Source organism: Actinoplanes sichuanensis, from assembly GCF_033097365.1.
Taxonomy (GTDB): domain Bacteria; phylum Actinomycetota; class Actinomycetes; order Mycobacteriales; family Micromonosporaceae; genus Actinoplanes; species Actinoplanes sichuanensis.
In genome coordinates, this window is sequence record NZ_AP028461.1 from 5,424,865 (window position 1) to 5,449,613 (window position 24,749).

23 protein-coding genes are annotated in these 24,749 nt (G+C 70.6%); 12 read left to right on the top strand and 11 right to left on the bottom strand.

Annotated features, from left to right (window positions below; translation table 11 throughout):
* The first annotated feature begins 36 nt into the window (after positions 1 to 36).
* On the top strand, positions 37 to 471 hold the full coding sequence (locus Q0Z83_RS24935) for a Fur family transcriptional regulator (RefSeq protein WP_317796406.1): 435 nt from the start codon (positions 37 to 39) through the stop codon (positions 469 to 471).
* Positions 468 to 2,693, top strand: a complete 2,226-nt coding sequence (katG, locus tag Q0Z83_RS24940; protein ID WP_317796408.1) for a catalase/peroxidase HPI — start codon at positions 468 to 470, stop codon at positions 2,691 to 2,693. Before Q0Z83_RS24935 ends, katG begins: the two co-directional genes overlap by 4 nt.
* Here the strand turns inward: katG and Q0Z83_RS24945 are convergent, their stop codons facing one another.
* Positions 2,694 to 5,912, bottom strand: a complete 3,219-nt coding sequence (locus tag Q0Z83_RS24945) for a chemotaxis protein CheB (RefSeq protein WP_317796409.1) — start codon at positions 5,910 to 5,912, stop codon at positions 2,694 to 2,696.
* Positions 5,913 to 6,101: 189 nt separating this feature from the next.
* Between Q0Z83_RS24945 and Q0Z83_RS24950 the strand changes: the two genes are divergently transcribed.
* On the top strand, positions 6,102 to 7,793 hold the full coding sequence (locus tag Q0Z83_RS24950) for a sensor histidine kinase (RefSeq protein WP_317796410.1): 1,692 nt from the start codon (positions 6,102 to 6,104) through the stop codon (positions 7,791 to 7,793).
* On the opposite strand, the gene Q0Z83_RS24955 is transcribed toward Q0Z83_RS24950, so the two are convergent.
* The 5 genes from Q0Z83_RS24955 to Q0Z83_RS24975 all read right to left on the bottom strand — a co-directional run bounded on the left by Q0Z83_RS24955 (position 7,714) and on the right by Q0Z83_RS24975 (position 14,293).
* A complete protein-coding gene (locus Q0Z83_RS24955; protein ID WP_317796411.1) occupies positions 7,714 to 8,928 on the bottom strand; it encodes an alpha-amylase family protein in 1,215 nt (404 codons plus the stop codon). The two genes, Q0Z83_RS24950 and Q0Z83_RS24955, sit on opposite strands and share 80 nt — an antisense overlap.
* Positions 8,929 to 8,937: 9 nt before the next feature.
* On the bottom strand, positions 8,938 to 9,861 hold the full coding sequence (locus tag Q0Z83_RS24960) for a hypothetical protein (protein WP_317796412.1): 924 nt from the start codon (positions 9,859 to 9,861) through the stop codon (positions 8,938 to 8,940).
* A 76-nt stretch (positions 9,862 to 9,937) separates the two neighbouring features.
* Complete coding sequence (locus Q0Z83_RS24965; RefSeq protein ID WP_317796413.1) at positions 9,938 to 12,292, bottom strand: glycoside hydrolase family 65 protein; 2,355 nt, start codon at positions 12,290 to 12,292, stop codon at positions 9,938 to 9,940.
* A gap of 93 nt (positions 12,293 to 12,385) precedes the next feature.
* Positions 12,386 to 13,600, bottom strand: coding sequence for a pectate lyase (locus Q0Z83_RS24970; RefSeq protein ID WP_317796414.1), 1,215 nt, complete (start codon positions 13,598 to 13,600; stop codon positions 12,386 to 12,388).
* Between the two features lie 114 nt (positions 13,601 to 13,714).
* On the bottom strand, positions 13,715 to 14,293 hold the full coding sequence (locus Q0Z83_RS24975) for a TetR/AcrR family transcriptional regulator (RefSeq protein ID WP_317796415.1): 579 nt from the start codon (positions 14,291 to 14,293) through the stop codon (positions 13,715 to 13,717).
* A 47-nt stretch (positions 14,294 to 14,340) separates the two neighbouring features.
* Between Q0Z83_RS24975 and Q0Z83_RS24980 the strand changes: the two genes are divergently transcribed.
* Complete coding sequence (locus Q0Z83_RS24980) at positions 14,341 to 14,904, top strand: dihydrofolate reductase family protein (protein ID WP_317796416.1); 564 nt, start codon at positions 14,341 to 14,343, stop codon at positions 14,902 to 14,904.
* Here the strand turns inward: Q0Z83_RS24980 and Q0Z83_RS24985 are convergent.
* The gene (locus tag Q0Z83_RS24985; protein ID WP_317796417.1) at positions 14,889 to 15,755 is read right to left on the bottom strand and encodes a helix-turn-helix transcriptional regulator; all 867 of its coding nucleotides are present in this window, start codon (positions 15,753 to 15,755) and stop codon (positions 14,889 to 14,891) included. The genes Q0Z83_RS24980 and Q0Z83_RS24985 overlap by 16 nt on opposite strands.
* 134 nt (positions 15,756 to 15,889) lie before the next feature.
* Between Q0Z83_RS24985 and Q0Z83_RS24990 the strand changes: the two genes are divergently transcribed.
* The 7 genes from Q0Z83_RS24990 (at position 15,890) to Q0Z83_RS25020 (ending at position 20,094) form a co-directional block, all read left to right on the top strand.
* Entirely contained in the window at positions 15,890 to 16,912 is a 1,023-nt protein-coding gene (locus Q0Z83_RS24990; protein ID WP_317796418.1) for a zinc-dependent alcohol dehydrogenase family protein, read from the top strand.
* 67 nt (positions 16,913 to 16,979) lie between these two features.
* Complete coding sequence (locus tag Q0Z83_RS24995) at positions 16,980 to 17,213, top strand: hypothetical protein (RefSeq protein ID WP_317796419.1); 234 nt, start codon at positions 16,980 to 16,982, stop codon at positions 17,211 to 17,213.
* A 162-nt stretch (positions 17,214 to 17,375) separates the two neighbouring features.
* Positions 17,376 to 17,771, top strand: a complete 396-nt coding sequence (locus Q0Z83_RS25000) for a hypothetical protein (protein ID WP_317796420.1) — start codon at positions 17,376 to 17,378, stop codon at positions 17,769 to 17,771.
* The gene (locus Q0Z83_RS25005; RefSeq protein ID WP_317796421.1) at positions 17,768 to 18,082 is read left to right on the top strand and encodes a hypothetical protein; all 315 of its coding nucleotides are present in this window, start codon (positions 17,768 to 17,770) and stop codon (positions 18,080 to 18,082) included. The genes Q0Z83_RS25000 and Q0Z83_RS25005 overlap by 4 nt, the downstream gene beginning before the upstream one ends.
* Positions 18,016 to 19,263 carry a multicopper oxidase family protein gene (locus Q0Z83_RS25010; protein ID WP_317797128.1) on the top strand — a complete coding sequence of 416 codons (1,248 nt, stop codon included), beginning with the start codon at positions 18,016 to 18,018 and terminating at the stop codon, positions 19,261 to 19,263. The genes Q0Z83_RS25005 and Q0Z83_RS25010 overlap by 67 nt, the downstream gene beginning before the upstream one ends.
* Positions 19,264 to 19,273: 10 nt before the next feature.
* A complete protein-coding gene (locus Q0Z83_RS25015) occupies positions 19,274 to 19,720 on the top strand; it encodes an OsmC family protein (protein WP_317796422.1) in 447 nt (148 codons plus the stop codon).
* A gap of 110 nt (positions 19,721 to 19,830) precedes the next feature.
* The gene (locus tag Q0Z83_RS25020) at positions 19,831 to 20,094 is read left to right on the top strand and encodes a hypothetical protein (RefSeq protein WP_317796423.1); all 264 of its coding nucleotides are present in this window, start codon (positions 19,831 to 19,833) and stop codon (positions 20,092 to 20,094) included.
* Positions 20,095 to 20,345: 251 nt separating this feature from the next.
* Here Q0Z83_RS25020 and Q0Z83_RS25025 read toward each other — a convergent pair whose 3' ends face one another.
* Positions 20,346 to 21,404, bottom strand: coding sequence for an LLM class flavin-dependent oxidoreductase (locus Q0Z83_RS25025; RefSeq protein WP_317796424.1), 1,059 nt, complete (start codon positions 21,402 to 21,404; stop codon positions 20,346 to 20,348).
* A 1-nt stretch (position 21,405) separates the two neighbouring features.
* Positions 21,406 to 22,425, bottom strand: a complete 1,020-nt coding sequence (locus Q0Z83_RS25030; protein WP_317796425.1) for an aldo/keto reductase — start codon at positions 22,423 to 22,425, stop codon at positions 21,406 to 21,408.
* A 138-nt stretch (positions 22,426 to 22,563) separates the two neighbouring features.
* Here Q0Z83_RS25030 and Q0Z83_RS25035 point away from each other — a divergent pair, with 138 nt between their 5' ends.
* The gene (locus Q0Z83_RS25035; RefSeq protein ID WP_317796426.1) at positions 22,564 to 23,112 is read left to right on the top strand and encodes a TetR/AcrR family transcriptional regulator; all 549 of its coding nucleotides are present in this window, start codon (positions 22,564 to 22,566) and stop codon (positions 23,110 to 23,112) included.
* 238 nt (positions 23,113 to 23,350) lie between these two features.
* Here Q0Z83_RS25035 and Q0Z83_RS25040 read toward each other — a convergent pair whose 3' ends face one another.
* Both Q0Z83_RS25040 and Q0Z83_RS25045 read right to left on the bottom strand, forming a co-directional pair.
* Positions 23,351 to 24,115, bottom strand: a complete 765-nt coding sequence (locus Q0Z83_RS25040) for a hypothetical protein (RefSeq protein WP_317796427.1) — start codon at positions 24,113 to 24,115, stop codon at positions 23,351 to 23,353.
* Positions 24,100 to 24,696, bottom strand: a complete 597-nt coding sequence (locus Q0Z83_RS25045) for an RNA polymerase sigma factor (RefSeq protein ID WP_317796428.1) — start codon at positions 24,694 to 24,696, stop codon at positions 24,100 to 24,102. The genes Q0Z83_RS25040 and Q0Z83_RS25045 overlap by 16 nt, the downstream gene beginning before the upstream one ends.
* Between the last annotated feature and the right edge of the window lie 53 nt (positions 24,697 to 24,749).

The following is a 24,749-nucleotide window of genomic DNA, read 5'->3' on the forward strand; positions in this document are numbered from 1 at the left end:
GGAATGATTCCAGAAAAGGGGGCTAAGGTCGGGGGCATGACGTCCGACTTCGAGGCTCGGCTCCGGGCGGTCTCGTTGCGCGTGACCCGGCCCCGGCTCGCGGTGATGGCCGCACTGACCGACCACCCCCACGTCGACACCGACGCCGTGATCGCCCTGGTGCGAGCGGATCTCCCGACCGTCTCCCACCAGGCGGTCTACGATGTGCTGCGTGCGCTGACCGACTCCGGTCTGGTGCGGCGCATCCAGCCCGCCGGTGCGACGGCCCGCTACGAGATGCGGGTGCGGGACAACCATCACCACGTCGTGTGCCGTTCGTGCGGCGCGATCGCCGACGTCGACTGCGCTGTCGGAAACGCCCCTTGTCTGACCGCCTCCGACGATCACGGGTTCGTGATCGACGAGGCGGAGGTCGTCTATTGGGGCAGCTGCCCCGCCTGCGTGAGTAAACGTCCGGAAGGAATGTCATGACCGACGCTCAGGACAACGGCACCGCGAAGTGCCCGGTCGCCCACGATTCGGTGACCGCGCACGGCAGCGAGAGCGAGAACCCGGCGATCGACTCGCCGACACCGAAGACCGGCGGCCGCCCGCGCTCCAACCGGGACTGGTGGCCCAATCAGCTGGACCTCTCGGTGCTGCACGCCCACTCGTCGAAGGGCAACCCGCTCTCCCCCGACTTCGACTACGCCACCGAGTTCGAGAAGCTCGACGTGGAGGCGCTCAAGGCCGACATCACCACCGTGCTGACCACCTCGCAGGACTGGTGGCCGGCCGACTTCGGCCACTACGGCGGCCTGATGATCCGGCTGAGCTGGCACGCCGCCGGGACGTACCGGATCCAGGACGGCCGTGGCGGTGCCGGTGACGGTGGCCAGCGCTTCGCCCCGCTGAACAGCTGGCCCGACAACGCCAACCTGGACAAGGCACGCCGCCTGCTGTGGCCGGTGAAGGCGAAGTACGGCCAGAAGATCTCCTGGGCCGACCTGCTGGTGCTGGCCGGCAACGTGGCCCTGGAGTCGATGGGCTTCAAGACGTTCGGCTTCGGTTTCGGCCGCGTCGACGTCTGGGAGCCGGAGGAGATCTTCTGGGGCCCGGAGGACACCTGGCTCGGTGACGAGCGGTACGCCTCCGAGAAGACGATGTCCGAGGGCGTCGGCGCGACCGAGATGGGCCTCATCTACGTCAACCCGGAGGGCCCGAAGGGCAACGCCGACCCGGCCGCCGCGGCGCACTTCATCCGCGAGACGTTCGCCCGGATGGCGATGAACGACGAGGAGACCGTGGCGCTGATCGCCGGCGGTCACACCTTCGGCAAGACCCACGGCGCGGGTGTCGCCGACAACCACGTCGGCCCGGAGCCGGAGGGCGCGCCGCTGGAGTCGCAGGGCCTCGGCTGGCTGAGCACGCACGGCTCCGGCAAGGGCGCCGACACCATCACGTCCGGCCTGGAGGTCACCTGGACCGACAAGCCGACCCAGTGGAGCAACCGGTTCTTCGAGATCCTCTTCGGGTACGAGTGGGAGCTGACAACCAGCCCCGGCGGCGCGAAGCAGTGGGTCGCCAAGGACGCCGAGGCGATCATCCCGGACGCACACGACCCGTCGAAGAAGCACAAGCCGACGATGCTGACCACCGACCTGTCGCTGCGCGTCGACCCGGCGTACGAGCAGATCTCCCGTCGTTTCCTGGCCGACCCGGACGAGTTCGCGCTGGCCTTCGCGAAGGCCTGGTACAAGCTGCTGCACCGTGACATGGGCCCGGTCGAGCGCTTCCTCGGCCCGTGGGTGCCGGAGGCGCAGCTCTGGCAGGACCCGGTCCCGGCCGTCGACCACCCGCTGGTCGGTGACGCCGAGGTCGCCGACCTGAAGGCGAAGGTGCTCGACTCCGGCCTGAGCGTCGCACAGCTGGTGCAGGCCACCTGGGCGGCGGCGGCCAGCTTCCGCTCCACCGACAAGCGCGGCGGGGTCAACGGCGCCCGGATCCGCCTGGAGCCGCAGCGCTCCTGGGAGGTCAACCGGCCGGTCATCCCGGTGATCGACACCCTGGAGAAGATCCAGCAGGAGTTCAACGCGTCCGGCGACGCGAAGATCTCGCTGGCCGACCTGATCGTGCTGGCCGGTAACGCGGCGGTGGAGAAGGCCGCGGCCGACGCCGGTGTGCCGGTGACCGTGCCGTTCCACCCGGGCCGTACCGACGCCACCCAGGAACAGACCGACGTCGAGTCGTTCGCCGTCCTGGAGCCGCGGGCCGACGGGTTCCGCAACTACCTGCGGCCGGGCGAGAAGACCCAGCCCGAGGTGCTGCTCGTCGACCGGGCGTACATGCTGAGCCTGACCGCCCCGGAGATGACCGTGCTGGTCGGCGGCCTGCGGTCGCTCGCCGGCGGCGAGCACGGTGTGCTCACCGACAAGCCGGGCGTGCTCACCAACGACTTCTTCGTCAACCTGCTCTCCCCGGGCACGCGGTGGGCGGCGTCGAAGGACCGCGAGCACGTGTACGAGATCCGCGACCTCGCCACCGACCAGGTGAAGTTCACCGCCACCGCGGTCGACCTGATCTTCGGCTCGAACTCGCAGCTGCGCGCCCTCGCCGAGGTCTACGCCAGCGCCGACGCCCGGGAGAAGTTCGTTCAGGACTTCGTCAAGGCGTGGACGAAGGTCACCGAGCTGGACCGTTTCGACCTGGCCTGATCATTTCCGGTCCGCCACCGATCTGACTCCGGTCAGGTCGGTGGCGGTGCCGATCCACTCGATGACCTCGCCGTCGTCGTCGAGCAGCGGCACCGCCCGCGACAGGGTCCGGGCCAGTGTGCCGTCCGGCCGGCGGACCCGGTGTTCCAGCTGGAAGACCCCCTTGGCCTCGATGGCCGCGTTGATCGCCGCGAGCACCTCGGGCTGGTCGGCCGGGTCGATATAGGTCTCCAGCCAGCTCGCCGTCGGTTCAGTGGTGTCGGTCAGGAAACCGCGCCCGTCCAGGGCGTGCATGCTGCTCCAGTCGGCGCTCATCCGGTAGACGACGTCGAAACCGGCCTCCCGCAGGGCCCGGAACCGGCGCTCACCGGCGCGCCGCAGCCGCGCCATCTGCAACTGGGCGTCGATCCGGGCCACCAGCTCCCGCGCCGCGAACGGTTTGACCACGTAGTCGTCGGCCCCGGCCAGCAGCCCCTCGATCGCGGTCTCCTCACCGGCCCGGGCGGTCAGCAGCACGACCGGCGTCGCCGCCAGCGACTCGTCGGCCCGCACCTCGCGCAGCAGAGCGAACCCGTCCATCCGGGGCATCATCACATCGGCCAGGATGAGATCCGGTATCTCCCGCCGCGCCACCTCCAGAGCCTGCTCGCCGTTCGAGGTGACGAGGATCGTCCATGACGAGCCGAGCAGCCGCGTCAGATAGTCACGCATGTCGGCGTTGTCGTCGGCGACCAGCACCCGCACGTCCGAGGTGAACCGCACCGGCAGATCCCGGAGAGTCGCCGCATCGTCCGGCCCGGCCACCTCGTCGCCCTGGCACGGGGTGACATCCCAGTGCGCGGCCTCCCGCGCCATCGACTCGGCCAGCCCGCCGACCACTACCGGCTCCGGCCTGCCGTCGGCGGGATCGGGGCGGCGGCCCATCGGGATCCACACGGTGAACGCGGTGCCGACGTCCGGGCGGCTGGTCACCCGGACCCGGCCGTGATGGCGGCGGACCAACTCGTCGACGAGCGCCAGGCCGATCCCGGCGCCCTCGTGGGTGCGACCCCGGGCATCCCGGACCCGGTGGAAACGCTTGAACACGTACGGCAGGTCGCCCTCCGGGATACCCACTCCGCTGTCCCGCACGATCAGCTCGGCGTGCCGCTCGACCGGCCGCAGGATCACCTCGACCCCGCCCTGCCAGGTGAACTTCAAGGCGTTCGACAGCAGGTTGGAGACGATCTTCTCCCACATCTCCGGATCGACCCAGACCGGCCCGGGCAGCGGCGGCGCGTCGATCGTCAGGTTCAGGCCGGCCGCCTCGGCGGCGCTGCCGAACATCGACGCGATGTCCGTGGTCAGCGCGGCCAGATCGGTCGGCGCGAACGCCGCCCGCAACCGGCCCGCCTCGGCCTGCGAGAAGTCGAGCAGCGTACCGACCAGCCGCAGCAACCGCTGCGCGTTGCGATACATCAACCCGACCTCGCCCACGTCTATCGGTTCGCCGGGCCGGCGCAGCATCTCCTCCAACGGACCGAGCATCAACGTCAACGGGGTACGGAACTCGTGGCTCACATTCGAGAAGAACTCGGTCTTGGCCCGATCCAGCTCGGCCAGCTTGTCCAGGCTCTGCCGCTCGCGGTGCCGGGTGTGCGCCAGCGCCAGAGCGGCACCGATCTGCCCGGCCAGCAGATTCAGGAAATCCCGGTAGGCGTTGTCGAACGGCTGATGCCGGTTCAGCCCGGCCACCAGCACTCCGGTCGCCGTGTCGTCCGGGCCGGCCATCATCGGCACCAGCAGCGCGGCGTCCGGCGGCATCGCACCGGGCAGGCCGGGCAGCGGCGCCAGCACCCCGCCGAGCCGCTCACCCAGCCCGTCCAGCAGCAGCCCGCGCCGGGCGGCCGGTGCGGCGAGCAGGGCCGGCAGCGGCCACACCGGGGTTTCGCCGGCCAGGTCGATGACGCGCGGGGCGGCGAACGACCCGGCCTCCAGACCGGACGCGCCGGCGAGCCGCGCCTCCCGCCGGTTGTGATCGATCACGTAGAGCAGCGCGAACGGCACCTCGGCGGGCACCCGCGTGATGGCGGCCGCGGCGAGCTCACAGGCGTGCTCCGGCTGGCGGGCTCCGGCGGTCTCGGCCGCGACCGTACGCAGCAGGGCCATCCGCCGCTCGGCGACCATCGTGGCGGTGGTGTCCAGAATCGAGTTCTGCACACCCAGGACCGAGCCCCGGTCGTCGGTGATCGGCGAGAAGGTGAAGGTCACGTAGACCTCCTCCAGAGACCCGTTGCGGTCCATCAGCATCGGCATGTTCTCGGCACCCGACGCCACCCCGTTGGACTGGGCGTCCGCGATCATCGGGCCGACCACCGACCACAGCTCGGGCCACGTCTGGTCGGCCCGGCCGGCGAGGGCCTGCGGATGCTTGGTCGAGCCGAGGAACTGCCGCCACGACTCGTTGTAGACCTGGATCAGCTCGGGACCCCACCACACCGCGGCCGGGAAGCCGGAGTCCAGCGTGATCCGGACGGCCGCCCGGAGCACCTCGGGCCACCCGGTGACCGGCCCGAGCGGGGTCACCGACCAGTCCTTGGCCCGCAGCAGTCGCTCCACCTCGCCCGGCCCCCGGAACAGCGCCGCACCCGCCTCGATCTCGGTCCGGGGCCGGGGCAGCGGACGGCCGTCGACCAGGTCGGCGAGCACCCCACCGATCTGGCCGAGCGGCAGCACCAGATGGGCGCCGGCCTCGGCCGCCTTCGGCATCGATGGGAACTCCGCCGTGTCGCCGTCTTGCACGATCACCAGACCGCCGGCGTCGCGAACCGCGGCGGCGCCGGCGGCGCCGTCCCGGCCCATGCCGCTGAGCACCACGGCCACCGCCCGCACGCCGTACGCGTCGGCCAACGACCGCAGGAACCAGTCGTGCGGATGGCTCCGCGCCCCGGGCTCGTTGCCGATCAGCTCACACGTGCCGTCCGGCAGCACCTCCAGCCGGAAGCGTGGCGGGCACACCACCACCCGGCCCCCGGCGAGCGCGGTCCCGCGCTCGGCCCACACCACGTCGTGGCCGCTACGCTCCCGCAGGATCTTGACGAGTGCGCTGCCGTGGGCGCTCAGGTGCTGCTGGACCACCATCGCCACCGGCCGGCCACCCGGCAGGTCACGCAGCACCGTGGTCAGCGCACCGACCCCACCCGCTGAGGTCACCAGAGCGATGACCGGGTCTCTCCGCATCGAAAAGGCTTCCGTGGGACGGGCTCACATCTCTCGTCAAGCATGTCAGAACCGGCCCGTCCGTGCTTAAGTCCATAGATCGTGCCGCGTGCACGGATGAGTGACGCCACCCGCTGCGGGCCGATGTTTGGATCGGTGCGTGCCGATCGAGATCCCGACCACCCACGAGGCCCCGCAACGGGGTGCCCCGTGAGTTTCCGGATCCGGGTCTTCGTGCTGATGGCGCTGGTCGCGCTCGGTGCCACCGGGACGACCGTGGCACTCACCTGGTGGCAGGCCCGCGACCAGGTCAGTGAGGCGGCGTCGGCGTCCCGGGAGACCACCGAGCTGATCCAGCGGGAGCTGCGGGAGCAGGCGCTGCGCAACGGCACCTGGGAGGGCGTGGACCAGACCCTGCGGCGGCTGCGCGGGATGACCGGACAGCGGCTGCGGCTCGTCGACCCGTACGGCATGGTGGTCGCCGACACCGACCATCTGGACCGCCGGGTGGCGCGACCGCCCGGATCGGTCGCGGTGTTCGTCGATCCGCTGCCCGAGCTGATCGTCGCCGACCGGGCCGACGGGCGGCAGGCGACGCTCGCCGCCATCGACACCTACCGGACCGAGACGTTGCTGGCCGCCTGCCTGTACCGGCACGGCTACGAACTGATCGTCACCCCCGGTCCGGACGGCGTGCACCGGCACGGGCTGGCCGACGGTGGCGAGACCGCTGCGGTCGAGGAGTGCCGTCCGGCCCGGCCGGCGCCCTGGCAGCGGGCCGACGACCTGGCACAACTGCGGCAGTGCGGTCCGGTCCAGGCCGACTGCCTGCGGGCCGCCTTCCGGCGGCAGATCGCCACCGGCGAGATCGCTCCGGCGCCGTTGCTGCTCACCATCGGTGCGGGCAATGAGCCGGTACGTACGCTGGACGCCGGCCCGGTCCTGCTGATCACCCTCGTGGTCGCGGCCCTGGCCACCGGCGGCGCGCTGCTGATCAGCCGCCGGGTGCTGCGCCCGATCGGCACGCTGACCGCCGCCGCCCGGCGCCTGGGCAGCGGCGACCGGGACGGCCGGGTGCCCGACGAGGGCCGCGACGAGCTGGGTGAGCTGGCCCGCGCGTTCAATCAGATGGCCGATTCGGTGCGAGCCGCACAGGACGACCAGCGGCGGCTGATCGCCGATGTGGCGCACGAGCTGCGCAATCCGCTGGCCAACGTCCGCGGCTATCTGGAGGCCCTGCAGGACGGGGTGGTCGAGCCGACCGCCGACCTGTTCGCGTCGCTGCACGAGGAGGTCGTCCTCAACCAGCGGATCGTCGGTGACCTCCAGGAGCTGGCGCTGGCCGAGGCGGGGGCGCTGATCTACCACCGGTCACCGACCGACCTGGCCGATCTGATCGGGACCGTCCGCAACACCCATCGGGCCGCCGCCGACGCCGCCGAGGTCGCCCTGGTCGTGGACGCCGACCGGCCGGTGATCGCCGACGTGGACCCGGACCGGATCCGGCAGGTGGTCGGCAACCTGGTCCGCAACGCGGTGCGGGCCACCCCGGCCGGCGGGACGGTCACGCTGACCGCGGCGACCGACGGGGACCGGGCGGTGCTGCGGGTGACCGACACCGGCACCGGGATCGCCGCCGAGCATCTGCCGTTCGTCTTCGACCGGCTGTGGCGGGCCGACCCGTCCCGGGGCCGTGGCAGCGGCGGCAGCGGGCTCGGTCTGGCCATCGTCCGGCAGATCGTGCACGACCACGGCGGTGAGGTGTCGGCGGAGAGCGCCGAGGGGGCCGGTGCCACCTTCGAGATCCGGCTCCCGCCTGCCGTCAACCCGGGACGATCGCCCAGGAATGAGGCGGGACCGGGTCGTGGTGGCCGTACCCGAACGGCTTGTCGGCCAGGTTGAGCAGCAGTGCCAGGCGCTGACCGGCGGGACCCTCGGCGATGATCGCCACGGTTTCGTTGGTGAGGCCGTCGGTGCTGATCCGGGCGCTGGTCAGCCACGAGTCGCGGCGGCGGATGCCGATCAGACGTTGATACTCCTCGCCGCCCCCGGCCGGGACCGGCGGCATCGCCGGGCGGACCGCGTCGTCGCCACCCGGCCGGTCCTCCTTGACGCCCTGGTAGCCGAACTCGTCGCCGTAGTAGACGCTCGGCACGCCGGGCAGGAAGAACAGCAGCGCGGCGGCGTGGCCCCGGTGCCGTGGATCGGTGAGCCGACTGGCGATCCGGGTGACGTCGTGGTTGCCCAGGAAGGTCAGCGGCAGGAAGTCGGCGGTCCACGCCCGGTGCCGGTCCAGTGCCCAGGCCAGCTCGAACAGGTTCCGGTCGTTCAGCGACGACCAGACGGCCTTCCACAGTTCGTACTGGGTGACGGCGTCCAGGCTCGACCGTTTCACGTAGTCGCCGTAGTCGCCGTGGATCATCTCGCCGACGAACCAGGCCTCCGGGAACCGCTCGCGCACCCGAGGCAGGACGGCCGCCCAGAACTCCGGGTCGACCGCGTAGGCCGCGTCCAGCCGCCAGCCGTCGGCGCCGCGCTCCAGCCAGTGGCACATTACGTCGACCACGAAGTCACGCACCACCGGCGACGTGTGGTCCAGGGTGATCAGTCGGTCGTGGCCCTCGAACAGGTACGGATACTCTCCGCTCCACCTCACCCACTCCCGCGGCCCGCTGCCGTCGAGAGCGGCCCGCACCGGCGGGAACTCACGGCCGGCGTGGTTGAACACCCCGTCCAGCAGGATCCGGATGCCGCGCTCCCGGCAGGCCGCCACCAGCGCGTCGAAGTCGCCGTCGTCACCCAGCCGCGGATCGACGCGCAGATAGTCGACGGTGTCGTAGCCGTGGGTGCCGGAGGCGAACACCGGACCCAGCGCCAGACCGTTGCAGCCCAGCCCGATCAGGTGGTCGAGCCACTCGGTCAGGTGCCCGAGCCGGTGCGTGACCCCGGTCCCCGGACCGGCCTCGGGCTCGGCACCGACGAACCCCAGCGGGTAGACGTGCCACCAGATGACGTGCCGGACCCAGTCACCGCTCATGATCCGACCCTATCCGTCGATGCTGCGGGACAGGTTCGCGATGCTGGTCACCAGGGCGGTCAGGTAGGCGTCGATGCGCCAGGTGGCCGCGACCATGGTGCCCAGCCGGGACACCAGCACCGGCAGCGGCACCACCGCCGGGTCGGCGACCCAGCCGCTCACCCGGGCCACCAGGTCACCGATCAGGCCACGAACGATGTCACGGGCCAGCAGGATCAGGTCCCCCGCGGCCTTGGTGATCACCGTCATCGCGGTACAGGTGGCGACCAGCCCTCGTAGCGCTTCGACGTTGTTGCCCATCAGCGTCAGGTAGGCCCGCACGTCCGGGCCGTCCTCGCCGGCGAAGTCCGCGTCCAGGCAGCGCCGCAGGTCATCGCCGATGACCCGCAGGTCGCCGGCCATGTCCGCCCACAGCCGGGCCTGCTCGGCCACCACCTCGGGCATCCCGGCCAGGTCGTCGACCATCCGGCGCAGCGGCGGGATCCGGTCCATCGCCACGTCCAGCCCACCGGCCCGGACCGCGGCCTCGGTGTCGTCGAGTGGGATCGCGAACTCGGCGACCGGCGCCTCCTCGGCGAGCAGCGGCTCCACCCACTCGCGGCTCTCCACGGTGGCCAGCACCCCGTCGATGATCTCGGTGGCCGAGCGGGGGCCGTCGTCCGGCTCGCCGACGAACTGGGCCAGGCTCTGCCGTCCGTCGGCCACCCCACGCAGCCCGTCGACGGTGATGACGAACGTCTCCTCCACATAGGCGATCAGCTCGTCGTGGCGGAGATGGCGTTCACCCAGTCCGGTGAGGACCCAGCCGCACAACGCCCCGAAAGCGGTCTGGTCCTTCTCGAACCGCTGGACCACCGCCCGCACCCGGCCCAGACGGACCCGCAACTCGTCCAGGTGGGCGGCGTGCAGGCGCAGCCGGGCGGACATCGACACAACAGGCACGGTAGCCGCCGACATGCCCGTTGTGCCCACCGGAGCCGGACAGTTTGCCGACATGCGGCTCGGGACGCTATCCCGCCCGCGGCCGGTGCGGGGCGTAACCGGGCGGTTGACGGGGAGCGGGGAGTGCCGGTTGCAGAGGGACCACGGGGCGGGTCACCGCCTCTCCCGTGGACACGGTCACGCGTTCGCCGTACAGCATGAGGGTCATCTCGCCCTCGCGGAGCCGCAGCCGGACCGCCTCGTGGTCGGCCTCGACCTCCAGGCGCACGCCGCTGTGCCGCAGGTTGAACCGCAACCGGGTGATGCCCGTCGGCAGTCGCGGCGCCAGCGACAGCACCGGGCCGTGATCGCGTTCACGCAGACCGCCGAAGCCTTCGACGACCGCCGACCAGGAGCCGGCCAGTGACGCGATGTGCAGACCGTCACGGGTGTTGCCGTGCAGGTCGCGCAGGTCGACCATGGCGGCCTCCCACGCGTAGTCGTGGGCGAGCTCCAGATGGCCGACCTCGGCGCACATCACCGCCTGGGTGCACGCCGACAGCGACGAGTCACGCACGGTGATCCGTTCGTAGTAGTCGACGTTGCGGGCCTTCTGTTCGTCGGTGAACGCGTCCGGGCACCAGTGCATGGCCAGCACCAGGTCGGCTTGCTTGCACACCTGCCGCCGGTAGAGCTGGAAGTACGGGGCGTGCATCATCAGCGGCTCGCCCGGGTGCTCCGCCGGGAAGTCCCACGGCGCGTACCTGGTGAAACCCTCCGACTGGGAGTGCACACCGAGCCGATCGTCGTAGGGGACGTGCACGGCGTGCGCACACGCCCGCCACACATCCGGCTCCTCCGGCCGCACCCCCAGCCGTTCGGCCGATTCCGGGTGGCGGCGGCAGGCGTCGGCCGCGGCCCGCAGGTTCCGGGCCGCCATCAGGTTGGTGAAGACGTTGTCGTCGGCGACCGCGCTGTACTCGTCCGGGCCGGTCACCCCGTCGACATGCCACACCCCGTCCGCGTCGTGGTGCCCGTGCGACACCCACAGCCGGGCCGTCTCGACCAGGATCTCCAGGCCGCACTCGCGTTCCAGCGACTCGTCGCCGGTGACCAACCGGTACCTGTCGACCGCGCGGGCGATCACCGCGTTCAGGTGCAGCGCCGCCGTGCCGGCCGGCCAGTAAGCGGAACACTCCTGACCGTCGATGGTCCGCCATGGGAACGCCGCTCCCGCCAGCCCCAGCGTCCGCGCCCGGTCGCGGGCCGCCGGGAGGATGGTGTGCCGCCAGCGCAGAGCGTCCGCGGCCGCCCGCGGAGTCGTGTACATCAGCAGCGGCAGCACGTAGCCCTCGGTGTCCCAGAACGCGTGCCCGTCGTAACCCGGGCCGGTCAGCCCCTTACCCGGGATCGCACGACGCTCGGTGCGGGCACCCGCCTGCAGCACGTGGAACAGACCGAACCGGACCGCCTGCTGCAGACCGGCGTCACCGTCGATGGCCACGTCGGCGGCGTCCCAGAAGTCGTCGAGGTAGGCGCGCTGTTCCGCGACCAGACCGTCCCAACCGGTGTGGCGGGCGCCGTTCAGCGCGGCCGCCACCTGGTCGCGCAGGGCCTCGGTGGAACGGGAGGTGCTCCAGCCGTACCCCAGGAACTTGACGATCCGCAGCCGTCCGCCGGGCGGCAGGACGGTGACCACGGTGGTCCGCGCCCAGTCCGCTCGGACGTCGGTCTCCTCCTCGTAGTCGCCCGCGGTCTCGACGATGTGGTCCATGCCGGCGGCGAGGAGAAGACCACTTCGGCGGGTACGGTGCAGCAGCACCGCTCCGTGCTGCTCGGTGTCCTGCTCGACGGCCCGCAGCGGATCACCGAGGGCGGCCGCCACCCGCGGATCGTCGGAGACCTTGACCTGCTCCTCGTCGGCGGCCAGGCAGGACTGCACGGTGATCCGCACCTCCTGCTCACCGGCTTCCACCTCGTAGCTGATCGCGGCCACCGCACGCTGGGTGAACGACACCATCCGGCGGCTGCGGACGGTCACCCGTCGCCCGGCCGGTGACTCCCACTCGACCTCGCGCCGCAGCATCCCGGCCCGCAGATCGAGGACCCGCTCGTGCCGGTGCAGCACGCCGCGCCCGATATGGAACTGCTCGTCGTCGACCATCAGCCGGATCAGCTTGCCGTCGGTCACGTTCACGACGGTCTGGCCCTGTTCCGGATACCCGTAGCCGCCTTCGGGGTACGGCAGCGGCCGCTGTTCGTGGAACGAGTTCAGGTAGGTGCCGGAGATCTCGTAGGGCTCACCCTCGTCCAGGTTTCCGCGCAGCCCCAGATAGCCGTTGGCCAGCGCGAACACCGACTCCATCGGACCCAGCAGCGAGGTCTGCAGGCGTGTCTCCCGGACCTGCCACGGGTCGGCGGGACAGATCTCCTCATCGATCATGAGTCTCTCGATTACCGCGTCACACCCTCGAGAAACTGCGAATTCGCTGTACGGGGCGCCCACCTCGCGATGGACGCCCCGGCCGGTGACGAACTACTTGTACGTGATGTCGCTTTCCTTGACCTTGCAGTTGCTGTCGTTCCAGCCCTCGCCGAGGTACTTGGGCTCACTGCCCTTGGCCACACCCTGGTACTTGCCGCAGACCGTGAGGTCCGAGCTGTTGGTGACGGTGACCCGGGTGATGGTGGCGGTGTCGCCCCAGTTGCTGTTGATGCCCGCGACCATGTCGATGTTGTTGACCAACACGTTGTCGATCTTCACGTGCCGCTGGTACGACGTGGTGCAGTTGCCGCAGCCACGGTACAGCTTGCCGGAGCCGCTCAGGTAGAAGCCGGAGATGCTGACCGTGCCGTTGCCGTTGTGCTGGAACGTCTTGTCGCTGCCGTTGCGGGCGCCGCCACCGATGACGTAGCTCGTACCGCCGCCGGTGCCCTTGAACGTCGCCGCGTCCTCGCCGATGTCGTTCCACCAGACGTTGCGGATGGTGCAGGTGCCCTCACAGTGGACGCCGTCGCCGGCCGGGGATCCGATGATCACGTTCTGCAGGGTGCCGCCGTTGGCGATCTTGAACATCGGGTCCTGGGACTCGTTCTGCGAGCCGTCGCCGATGCAGCAGTAGGTCTTCATGCCGCCGTCGAACGTGCCGGACACGCTGACCGTGCCGGAGATCGAGACGTTGCCGGCCGAGGACGGCCAGGCGCCGGTCGGGGTGCCGGTGCCGCCGGTCGGGCCCGGCGTCGGGCTGGTCGGCCCGGAGGTGGGGCTGGTCGTCGGCGTGGAGCCGCCGCTGGAGTACGTCTCGAACTCGGAGATCCGCGGCGCGCTGGACGCGCTGGTGATCTCAAAGGTGAGCTTCTTCAACGAGGTCGACGAGAAGTTGATGGTGCTCGGACTGCCGCTGCCACTGGCCAACTGCGAGCCCGAGTCGCCGTTGAGCACCCGCCAGGCGCTGATCGAGCCGCCGCCGGAGGCCTGCTTGATGACGGCCGAGGAGACCGTCGTGGCGCTGCTCCACTTGACCGACACGTAGCCGGTGGTGGCGTTCGGCGCCCAGTAGGTGCCGGTGTTGCCGTCCTTGACGTTGCCGTAGCTGGTGCCGCTGGCCTTGCTGGAGCCGTCGGCACCGCCGCTGAGGCTCAGGTTGTCAGCTGCCATGGCGTTGGTCAGCGGCAGGGAGAGGGTGATCGCGGCGCTCGCGGTCACCGTCACTCCGACGGCCAACCACCGTAGGGCGACTGGTCTTCTCATTGCGGTTCTCACCTTCATCTGGGGATTGGGCAGCGCCTTCAAGCGGGGGGAAAGCGCTTTCCTGGCGAGGATAGACAGCAATTGATGTGATCACAAGCAGTGACTTTCCGCGGCCTAAGCGTCGGTCCAGATGATCAGACGGTCCACGAACGCGGCGACCACCCGGTCGGGGTCGGCGTCGGCGCCGATCGAGGCTCCGAGCATGTCCAGCAGCAGACCGTCGAGCGCGTAGTGCAGCAGGGCGATCTCGAAGGCGCCGCCGGGCAGTCCGGTGGTGGCGTGGAACGCGACGTCGTCGTGATACCCCTGCCGCAGGGTGCCACCGAGGATCTCGCCGAGTCCGGGCCGACGAGCCGCCTCCAGACGCAGCTCGATGAGCGCCCGGGTGAGCTCGGGCTCCCGGGTGGTCCGCTCGACGATGTAGCGCAGGTAGTCGACGAACAGCTCCCGTCCGGGTGGGCGGGTGGACAGCGCGGCCACGACGGCGGCGTCCGGCGCGAACCGTTCCATGATCCGCTCACCGAGGGCGCCGAGCAGCGCGTCCCGGGAGCGGAAGTAGTTGGACGCGGTCCCGGCAGGCACTCCGGCCTCGGTGTCGACGGCCCGGTGGGTGAGCCCGCGAGCGCCGGAGCCGGCGAGGACCCGGAGGCCCGCGTCGGCGAGCAGCCGTCGACGGTCTGGATTTCTCGGCATGATGAGGTAACTTTAAACCACTACAGGCATAGTGGTTAGGGGTTCCCATGCGAAAGCTCGTCTACTTCGTGGCCGCCAGCATCGACGGCTACATCGCGGCGCCGGACGGTTCGTGGGAGTTCTTCGGCGCCCCGGACGCGTCGATCGGTTTCATGGTCGAGCAGTTCCCGGAGACGCTGCCCACACACGTGCGCGCGGCGCTCGGCGTCGACGTGCCCAACCGGGTGTTCGACACGGTGCTGATAGGACGCCACACCTACGAGCCGGCGTTACAGGCCGGGATCACCAGTCCCTACGCCCATCTGAAACAGGTCGTCTTCTCCCGTACCCTCGCCGGGTCGGACGGGGTCGACGTCGTCGCCGACGACCCGCTCGCCTTCGTCGAGAAGCTGAAGCAGCAGCCGGGCGGCGACATCTGGCTGGCCGGTGGCGGCAACCTGGCCGGGCAGCTGCTCCCGGCCGTCGACGAGCTGGTGCTCAAGCTGAACCCGGTGATCGCCGGCGGCGGCATCCCGCTGGCCGCGGCCGGTTTCCAGCCGCACCGATTCGTCCCGACGGGCACCACCGTGCTGGCCGACGGTGTCCAGGTGATGCGTTACCGCGCGGCCTGATCCGCGCTCTGCAGCGCCCACGACGCGAGCAACCCGAGCGCCTCGGCGGACGGCGAGCCGGGCTCGGCGGTGTAGACGGTGAGGGTCAGATCGGGTTCGGCCCGCAGGTCGAGGCTCTCCCAGGCCAGCGTGAGGTCGCCGACCACGTGGTGCCGGAAATGCTTGGTCCCGGTCGCATGGGTGCGGACGTTGTGCGACCCCCAGCGGCGGCGGAAGTCGTCGCTGCGGGTCGACAGCTCCCCGACCAGGTCGTGCAAGCCCTTGTCGTGCGGGTTCTTACCGGCCGCGGTGCGGATGTTCGCCACGGTCATGTCGGCGAACAGCTCCCAGTCCGGGTAGAACCGGCGGGCCGCGCTGTCCAGGAACGTGAATCGGGCGAAGTTCGGCGTACCCGTCGAATCGGCGTAGGCATCGCTGTACATGGCCCGGCCCAGATGGTTGGCCGCCAGCATGTCCTGCCGGGGATTGGCCAGGATCGCCGGACTCGTGATGGCCTCCAGTGACCAGCGCAGACTGGGCCGCAGCGTCCACTGCCTGGTCCGGCGGGCCGGCCGCAGGATGGCGTTGCTGCCGTTCGCCTCGTGGGCGAGGCTGACCAGATGGGCCCGCTCGGCCTCGTCGAGCTGAAGCGCCCGCGCGATGGCGTCGAGCACCCCGGCCGACACCCCGGCGAGCGCGCCGCGTTCGAGTTTCGCGTAATACTCCACGCTCATCCCGGCCAGCGCCGCCACCTCGCTGCGGCGCAGCCCTTCGACCCGCCGCTGCCCGAAGACCGGCAGGCCGGCCTGCTCGGGGCTGATCTTCGCCCGCCGCGTGGTGAGGAAGTCACGCACCTCTGCCCGGTTGTCCACGCTTCCGACGGTACGACTCCCCGCCCGGATCAGGGATGTACTGGGAGTACACCCATCGGCAGGGACTTCTCCGGTACGGGCGGCGGCGGTGTGCTGGACGGCGTGACCACACGAGTTTCGAGGGAGAACCGATCATGCGTGGTGTCGTCCTGCACGCTCCAGGTGACGTCCGGGTCGAGGACCGTGATGACCCGCGGATCGTCGCGCCCACCGACGCGATCATCAGGCTGACCGCCACCTGCGTCTGCGGCTCCGACCTGTGGCCGTACCGTGGCATTCAGGAGATCGACGGGCCCACCCCGATGGGCCACGAGTACGTCGGGATCGTCGAGGAGGTCGGCCGCGACGTCCGTACCGTCCGGCCCGGGCAGTTCGTGGTCGGCTCGTTCTTCGCCTCCGACAACACCTGCGAGATCTGCCGGGCCGGCTATCAGTCGCGCTGCGCGCACGCCCGGCCGGTCGGCGAATCCGGCACGCAGGCCGAGTTCGCCCGGATCCCGCTGGCCGACGGCACCCTGGTCGCCACGACCGACGTCCCGGACGCCGATCTGATCCCGTCGCTCCTGGCCGCCTCGGACGTGCTGGGCACCGGCTGGTTCGCCGCGGTCGCGGCCGAGGCCGGCCCCGGCAAGACGGTCGCCGTGGTCGGCGACGGCGCGGTCGGCCTGCTCGGCGTCCTGGCCGCGAAGCAGCTCGGCGCTGAGCGGATCATCGCGATGAGCCGCCACGAGTCCCGGCAGAAACTGGCCCTGGACTTCGGCGCCACCGACATCGTCACCGAGCGCGGCGACGAGGGCGTCGCCAAGATCAAGGACATGACCGGTGGGTACGGGGCACACAGCACGATCGAAGCGGTGGGCACCCAGGAGTCGATGATGCAGGCCATCCGCTCGACCCGCCCGGGCGGTCACGTCGGCTACGTGGGTGTGACACACGGCGTGGAGCTGCCCGGCATGGAGTTGTTCTTCTCCGGTGTGCACCTGCACGGCGGCCCGGCCCCGGTCCGCCGATTCCTGCCCGACCTGCTGGACCTGATCACCGAGCGGACCATCGACCCGGGCGCCGTCTTCGACCTGTCACTACCGCTGGACCGGGCCGCCGACGCCTACCGGGCGATGGACGACCGTGCCGCGATCAAGGCCCTGCTCCGTCCTTGAGGATTAAGAACGCCGGCGGCGGGCATATCGATGGGTGGACGGACAGGCAACGCCAGGAGGCATCACGATGACCACACTCGACAGCACCACGGGCATGAACACCGCCACCGCCCAGGAGAAGATCAAGGACGCGGTGGAGCCGGTCCGCAAGCGGCCGGTGGCGTCCTCGGCGACCGCGCTCGCCGTCGCCGCAGTCGCGGCCGCGGGTGTGATCGGCGGCCGGAAGTACGCCCAGTCGCGCCGCTCGCGCAGCCGCTGGCAGCAGTTCCTCGACAAGCTGCCGCTCGGCCGGTTCCGCTGAGCCACCCGGTCCACTGACCCCGTCCATCCCTCGATGGGCGGGGTCAGGGTCTTCCCTGAGGAGGAATACCTCGAAGGGCGACCGGACCCGCCGGAAAACTTAAGGAGGCCCTCCGGGGTCGCACCGGATCCGGACGTTTTCCCTGGAAAATAGCCTTCTGGTGTGTCCACAATCCAGCCCCGCCGGTGGCCGATAGCCCTGGTCCGAGCGTTCTCGATCATCACTCTGCTGCAGGTGTTACTGCAGGCCGCACTGGCCGGCGGTTTCATCAGCGGCCACGTCGGCTACCTGACCGCGCACAGCGTCAACGGCACTCTGCTCCCGGTCACCGCGATGTTCCTGGGTCTCTCGACGGTCCTGCTGTTTCGCCCCGGCCGCGGCCCGTGGTGGCCGATTCTGCTCAGCGTCCTCCTGTGGTGGATGATCGCGATCCAGGTCGGTGTCGGCTTCGCCCGGCTGGTCGGTCTCCACATCCCGCTGGGCGCCGCGATCCTGGCCCTGACCGGCGCGTTCGTCTGGTGGTCATGCGGCTACCGGCCGCGGCGGGTGACGGCATGAGGGTCTCCCGGCGCGGTGTCCTCACCCTGGCCGGCGCCGCCACGCTGGCCGGCTGCACCAGGCCGGTCGACGGCCCCGGCACCGGCGAACTGCTGGCCGGCGAGCTCCGGCCGGAGCGGTTCCAGGCGAAACTGCCGATCCCGCCGGTCGCCCGCCCGGTCAAGGTCACCGCCGACACCGATCACTACCTGGTCACCCAGCGGGTCGCGCAGGCCGAGCTGATCCCCGGGATCAAAACCGAGATCTGGGGGTACGACGGAGTCTTCCCGGTCCCACGTTCCGAGCCCGCAAGGGGCGGTGGACGGTGGTGACCGTCCGCAACGAACTGCCCGTGCCGACGTCGACGCACCTGCACGGCGGCGTCACCCCGGCCGAGTCGGACGGCTTCCCCACCGACCTGATCCTGCCGGCCGGCTACTCCCCCGCCCCGCCCGGGCACCACAGCGCCACCGGCCGCCATCACGACACCACCCGTGACTACACCTATCCGATCACCCAGCGGGCGGCCACGCTCTGGTACCACGACCACCGGATGGACTTCACCGGCCCTCAGGTGTGGCGCGGCCTGGCCGGACTGTTTCTGATCACCGACGAGATCGAGTCCGCGCTACCGCTGCCCCGCGACGACCGGGACCTGCCACTGATGATCTGCGACAGGTCGTTCGCCGCCGACGGCTCGCTGAAGTATCCGCAGCGCGACATGACCCATCCGGGCGCCGACGGCATGTTCCACGCCGGCATCTTCGGCGACGTCATCCTGGTCAACGGCGCCCCGTGGCCGCGCACCGAGGCGGCCGCCGTCCGCTACCGGTTGCGTCTGGTCAACGGTTCCAACGCCCGCCGCTACCGACTGTCACTGTCGGCCGGGACGATCACCCAGATCGGCAGCGACGCCGGCCTGCTAGCAGCACCCCTGCCTCGGGAGGACGTGCTGCTCGCGCCGGGTGAGCGGGTCGACGTCATCGCCGACTTCACCGGCCTGCCGGCCGGGACCGAGGTCACCATGGCCAACACCCTCGGTGAGGGGCCGACCGCCGACGTCATGCGTTTCGTGATCACCGGCCCGGCGCCCGACGACACCCGCATCCCGGTCACCCTCACCACCCTGGAAACCCTCGACCGGACGCGGGCGGTGGCCGAGAGGCGATTCGACTTCCGGTTCGGCGGGGGTCGCTGGACGATCAACGATCAGCCGTACGATCCAGCCGCCACGATGTGTTCGGTCCGGGAGGGCACGGTCGAGCTGTGGCGGTTCACCAGCGACTTCCATCACCCCGTCCACGTGCACATGGGGCACTTCCAGGTGCTGTCGCGTGGTGCCGGCGGCCCCGAACCCGGTGACGCGGGGTGGAAGGACACGGTGGACGTGCGGCCGTACGAGACGGTCCAGGTATTGGTCGACTTCACCGGGCACCGCGGGCGTTACATGCTGCACTGCCACAATCTCGAACACGAGGACATGGCCATGATGGCCAACTTCGACATCGTTTGAGGGGGATCCGATGGGACGCTCGCACCACTACGAGGTGATGGTCAGCTGGACCGGGGAGACCCGCTCGTACCGGTCGTACGAGCGGGCCCACGAGGTGACCGCCGCCGGCAAGGCGCCGATCGCGGGCAGCTCCGATCCGGCGTTCCGTGGCGACCCGGCCCGCTGGAACCCGGAGGAGTTGCTGGTCGCGTCGCTGGCCCAGTGCCACATGCTGTGGTTCCTGCACCTGTGTGCCGCCGACGGGGTGGTGGTCACCGGGTACACCGACTCCCCCACCGGCGTGATGGTGGAGGCCGCCGACGGTGGTGGCAGCCTCGAGGAGGTCGTGCTGCGTCCACGGGTGACGCTGGCCGACCCGGGCCAGACCGATCGGCTGGCCGGTCTGCACGAGCGGGCCCATGAGCTGTGCTACATCGCTCGTTCGGTGAACTTCCCGGTCCGGCACGAGCCGGCCTGAACCGTACCCGGGGCGGCGGGGTTCAACTTTCTGACAGCCCTTCGATGAATCACCGGTCGCCGGGCGGTCTCCATATCGGTAGAGCACGTCGCCTCGAAAGGAGCGCCACCATGACCGCCAACCTCACCGCCGCCCGAGCCGAAGCCCTGTTCACGACCGGTCTGGCGACCGGCAGCAGCCCGGCCTTCGAAGTGGTCGACGAGGCCATCCGCACCGCGGTCCGCACCCGCGGCGGGACCCGCGCCTGCGCCGCCGACATGGCCGCCGAGTTCGGTGACCATCCGGAGCTGGCCGTACCCCGGATGCGCTGGGCCCTGGAGACCGTCACCAGGCTGTACCCGCCGCGCCGCCGCCAATGGGCCCTGGTCGCCTGATCCTGTCTTTTATCACTCTTCCCGCTCAGCGCGCCTTTTCTTCCCGCTCAGCGCGCTTCTCCTCCTACCCACCGGGCTACCTCTTTCGCGCTCAGCGCCTTTCACCTCTTCCCGCTCACCGCGCTTCCCGTTCCTGGCTCACCGCGCTTTCCGTTCCTCGCTCATCGCGCTTCCCGTTCCTCGCTCACCGCGCTTCTCTTTCCTCGCTCACCGCGCTTCTCTTTCCCGCTCACAGCGCTTCTCTTTCCCGCTCACCGCGCCGTGGGGCTGATCAACTCGTCGGCCGTCCACTCGGCCACACCGGACGGGTATGGCGGAGTGAGCCCGAGAATGATGTGGCCGAATCCGGCGTCGATCGCCTCACGGATCTTGTCGCGGGTGTCGGCCGGCCGGTCATAGGAGACCGGCAGATGGATGGAGCGGGTGATCGTCGCGGGGTCGCGGCCGATCTCCGCGCAGTACCGGTCCAGTAGGACGCTGCGACCGACGACGTCGGTGATGTCGCCGCCGCCCGGGATGTTCCACAGGTCGGCGTGCTCGGCGACCACCCGGAGCAGCGCCGACGACCGCCCGCCGATCATGATCGGCGGATGCGGCCGCTGGACCGGCTTGGGACTGCCGAACGCCCCGGTGAGCTGGACGTGCTCACCGCGGAAGTCGAACGGCTCGGCCCCGGTCCACAGTCTCCGGATCACCGTGCAGGCCTCGTCGAGAGCCGCCACCGAGGACGCGAAGTCGTGGTACGGCAGGCCGTGCGCCTCGTACTCCCGTCGGGCCATGGGGTGACTCGGCCGTGATCCGGCGCCGATGCCGAAGTCGAGACGGCCTCCGGAGACGATGTCGACGGTGGTGGCGATCTTGGCGAGTATCGCCGGCGGCCGGAACCGGTTGCTGGTCACCAGCAGGCCCAGGCGCAGCCGTCGGGTCTGTGCGGCCAGGGCCGCCAGCAGGGTCCAGCCCTCCAACGCCGGGCCGCCGGGATCGCCGCCGATCGGCATCAGGTGGTCGAACAGCCAGGCGTGCTCGATCTCGGGGATGCCGTCGGCGTCCCGCCAGACCTGCTGAATGTCCTGGTAGCCGACCTGCATCGGCGCGGTCATGATGCCGAAACGAACCCGCCGGACTCCGCGTGCCGCCTCTACGCCGCCGGCCATCTCAGCACCGGCCTCCACTTCGTTGCCGCCGGCCGCCGCTTCGGTGCCGCCCACCATCCCAGCGCCCGCCGCCACTTCGGCGCCGCCGGCCGCCATTTCGGCGCCGCCGGCCGCCATTTCGGCGCCGCCGGCCGCCGCTTCGGTGCTGCCGGCCACCTCAGCGCCGCCGTAGCGAGGCGTCGAGCAGCGACGGCGGGGTGTCGATCTTCTCGTCCGGGGCCAGGTCGACGCCGGGTGCGACGATCGCATCGATCGCGTCCAGGACGTCGGCGGACAACACCGTGTCGGCCGCGGCGACCTGCGAGTGCAGGTGGTCCAGCGTGCGCGGGCCGATGATCGCGCTGGTCACGCCGGGGTGCGCGGTGACGAACCCGAGTGCCAACTGGATCAGCGTCAGCCCTGCCTGATCGGCCACCTTGACCAGTTGCTCGACGGCGTCGAGGCGAGCCCGGTTGGCCGGGACGGTCAGGTCGAAGCGCTGCTGGAGCAGGCCCGCACGGTAGGTGCTGATCTCCTGCCCGGCCCGGATCGCACCGGAGAGCCAGCCTGACGCGAGCGGGCTCCAGGCGAGCACGCCCATGCCGTACTCCTGGGTGGCGGGCAGCACGTGGGTCTCGATGCCGCGTTGCAGGATGGAGTAGCTGGGCTGCTCGGTGACGTACCGGCTCAGGTGATGTTCGCGGGCGGCCCACTGGCTCTGCACGATGCGGTAGGCGGGGAAGGTCGACGAGCCGAAGTAGCGGATCTTCCCGGCCCGCTGCAGGTCGGTCAGCGCCGACAGGGTCTCCTCGTCGCTGGTCGCCGGATCCCAGCGGTGGATCTGGTAGAGATCGACGTGGTCGACGCCGAGCCGGCGCAGGCTGTCGTCGAGGGCGGTGACCAGCCAGCGCCGGGAGCCGCCCTGCTGGTTGCGGTCCGGTCCCATCGGCAGGGTGGCTTTGGTGGCCAGCACGAGGTCGTCGCGGCGGCCGGCGATGGCCTTGCCGACGATCTGCTCGGACTCGCCCTGGCTGTACATGTCGGCGGTGTCGATCAGGTTGATGCCCGCCTCGAGGGCGGCGTCGATGATCGCGCCACCCTCGTCCTGACCGGTGCGAGCCATCGCGCCGAAGTTCATCGCGCCGAGCGCCAGGGTGCTGACCTGGACGCCGGTCCGGCCCAAACTACGGTACTGCATGGTCGTTCCTCCTGGGTGTCTGTCATGCTGAGGCTAAGCGGAACAACGTTCCGGCCCTGCGACAAACATACGGAACAGTGTTCCGTTTACCAAGTGGGTTCCGTTCCCAAGAGACGTGACGGGGGTAACAGTTCAGTGGTGGAGAAGCGGGCCGACGCCCGCCGCAATCAGGCGACCCTGCTGTCGGCTGCGGCCGCGGCGTTCGTCGAGGCCGGTGTCAACGTGCCGGTGCGGGAGATCGCGGCGCGGGCCGGAGTCGGGGTCGGCACCATCTATCGACACTTCCCGACCCGGGCCGATCTGATCGTCGCCGTCTACCACCACCAGATCGAGGCGTGCGCCGAAGCCGGTCCGACTCTCCTCGCCGCCGCGGGCACCCCACACGCGGCGCTGGCCGAGTGGATCGGCCTGTTCGTCGACTTCCTGGTGACGAAACACGGCCTCGCCGGAGCCTTCCACTCCGACGACGCCGCGTTTCAGAAACTGCACTCGTATTTCCTGGACCGGCTGCTACCGGTCTGCGCCGACCTACTGAAAGCCGCCGCCGACGCGGGCGAGATCCGCCCCGATGTCGGCGCTCTGGAGTTGATGCGCGGCGTAGGCAACCTGTGCATCGGCGACGGCGACGACCCCCGCTACAACGCCCGCCGGATGGTCGGCTTCCTGATCGCCGGCCTGCACACCTGACGCCCACCATCCCGGCCTTGCCGACTTCCCCGGCCTTGCCGACTCCGCGGCGTTGGCGACTTCCCCGGCCTTGGCGACTCCGCGGCGTTGGCGACTTCCCCGTTCGTCGGCCCAGTTGCCTGCCGCTCTGCCGTTTGCGCCGCGGGCTGCCGCCTTCCGGTCCGGCCGCCCTCCGGCCCGACCACTCTCCGGTTTGGCGCCTTCCCTCTCGGCCTCCGTTTCGCTCGGTTCTCGACGGTCAGGGCAGGCTGGAAGGGCGGTGCGTGGTGGCGGCGGAACCGGCGTGCACGATGACCGACAGGGTGTCGACCTCGCCGCCCTCGGCGCCCGGCCACCAGGCCGCCCACCAGCCGCCCTTCACACTCGCCTTGACCAGCGTGCCGTTGTCGAGACGCACCTCGACCGCGGTGACGTCCGGCGCGGCGAGACCGACGATGTTCGACCATTGGTCGTCGCCGTCGCCGTAGGAACTCATCGTCTCCAGATTGACGGTGCCCGCCTGCGGGGCGACGATCGCCGCCTCGTCGATCAGGCTCATCGAGGCGGCCCCGTCACCGTCGCCGACCATCAGGCACTCGACGATCGTGCCGCCCTTGCGCTGGATCAGCAGCGTCGCCTCGCCGCGCTGCTCGGCCAGGAGCACGTCGGACGCCTTCGCCACGGTCTCCCCGGCGACACCGTTGGCGGCACAGGCCTGCGCCTGCGGCAGCACCTGGTCACCGGTACGCGCGGTGGGCTGAGCGGTCCACGATGCGACGGCCCGCTCGGTCGCTCCCGGAACCAGCGCCGGCACCGCGACCGCGGCGACCGCACCGAGTGCCGTGGCGGCCGCACCGGCGAACAGCCAGCGCCGCATCGGCGGGCGGGTGACACTCTCGGCCGACCCGCTGATCACCCGCTCGACGAACGCCTCCGCGCGGGCCCACTCCATCGGGCTGGGCTCCCGGTCGCGAGCCGGGTCGAGGACGGCGAGACGGTCCAGGTCGTTCATGCGTTCGTCCACGACTGCTGCTCCTTGATGACGGGGGTCGGTGTCGAAGTGAGGTGGGCTCCGGATGCCGCCTGCGCAGGCTGCGAGGCCGCCTGCGCAGGCTGCGAGGCCGCCGAGACCGGGCTGAGTGCGGTGTGGAGGCGCTTGCGGGCTCGGGTGAGCCGCATCGCGAAGGTGGAACGACGGCACCCCAGAACGGTGGCCGCCTGCTCGGAGGTGAGCCCGTCGAAGGCGACCAACGCCAGGACCTCACGGTCGGCGGGGCTGAGGGTCCGCCAGGCCCGCTCCAGGTCGATACGCTCCGCGGCCGCGGCCGAACCGTCCGGCACGTGGCTTTCGGCGCCGGTCAGCCGTACATCCAGAGCCTGACGCCGCAACCAGCCGCGGGTCTGGTTGGCCATGGTCCGCCGGGCCACCGCGAACAGCCATGGCCGGGCCTCCGCGGGAACGTCGGCGAGCCGCCGCCAGGCGGTGAGGAAGACGGTCGACACGACGTCCTCGGCCTCGTCCGCCGGGATTCGCCTCTCGACGAACCGCAGCAGGTCAGCGTAGGTGTCCCGGTGCAGCGCCCGGAACCGCTCTTGTTGGTCCATGCCCCCTACCTGTCCGGGAGGCGGAAGTCTGCCACACCCCCGCGTCAGAAAAA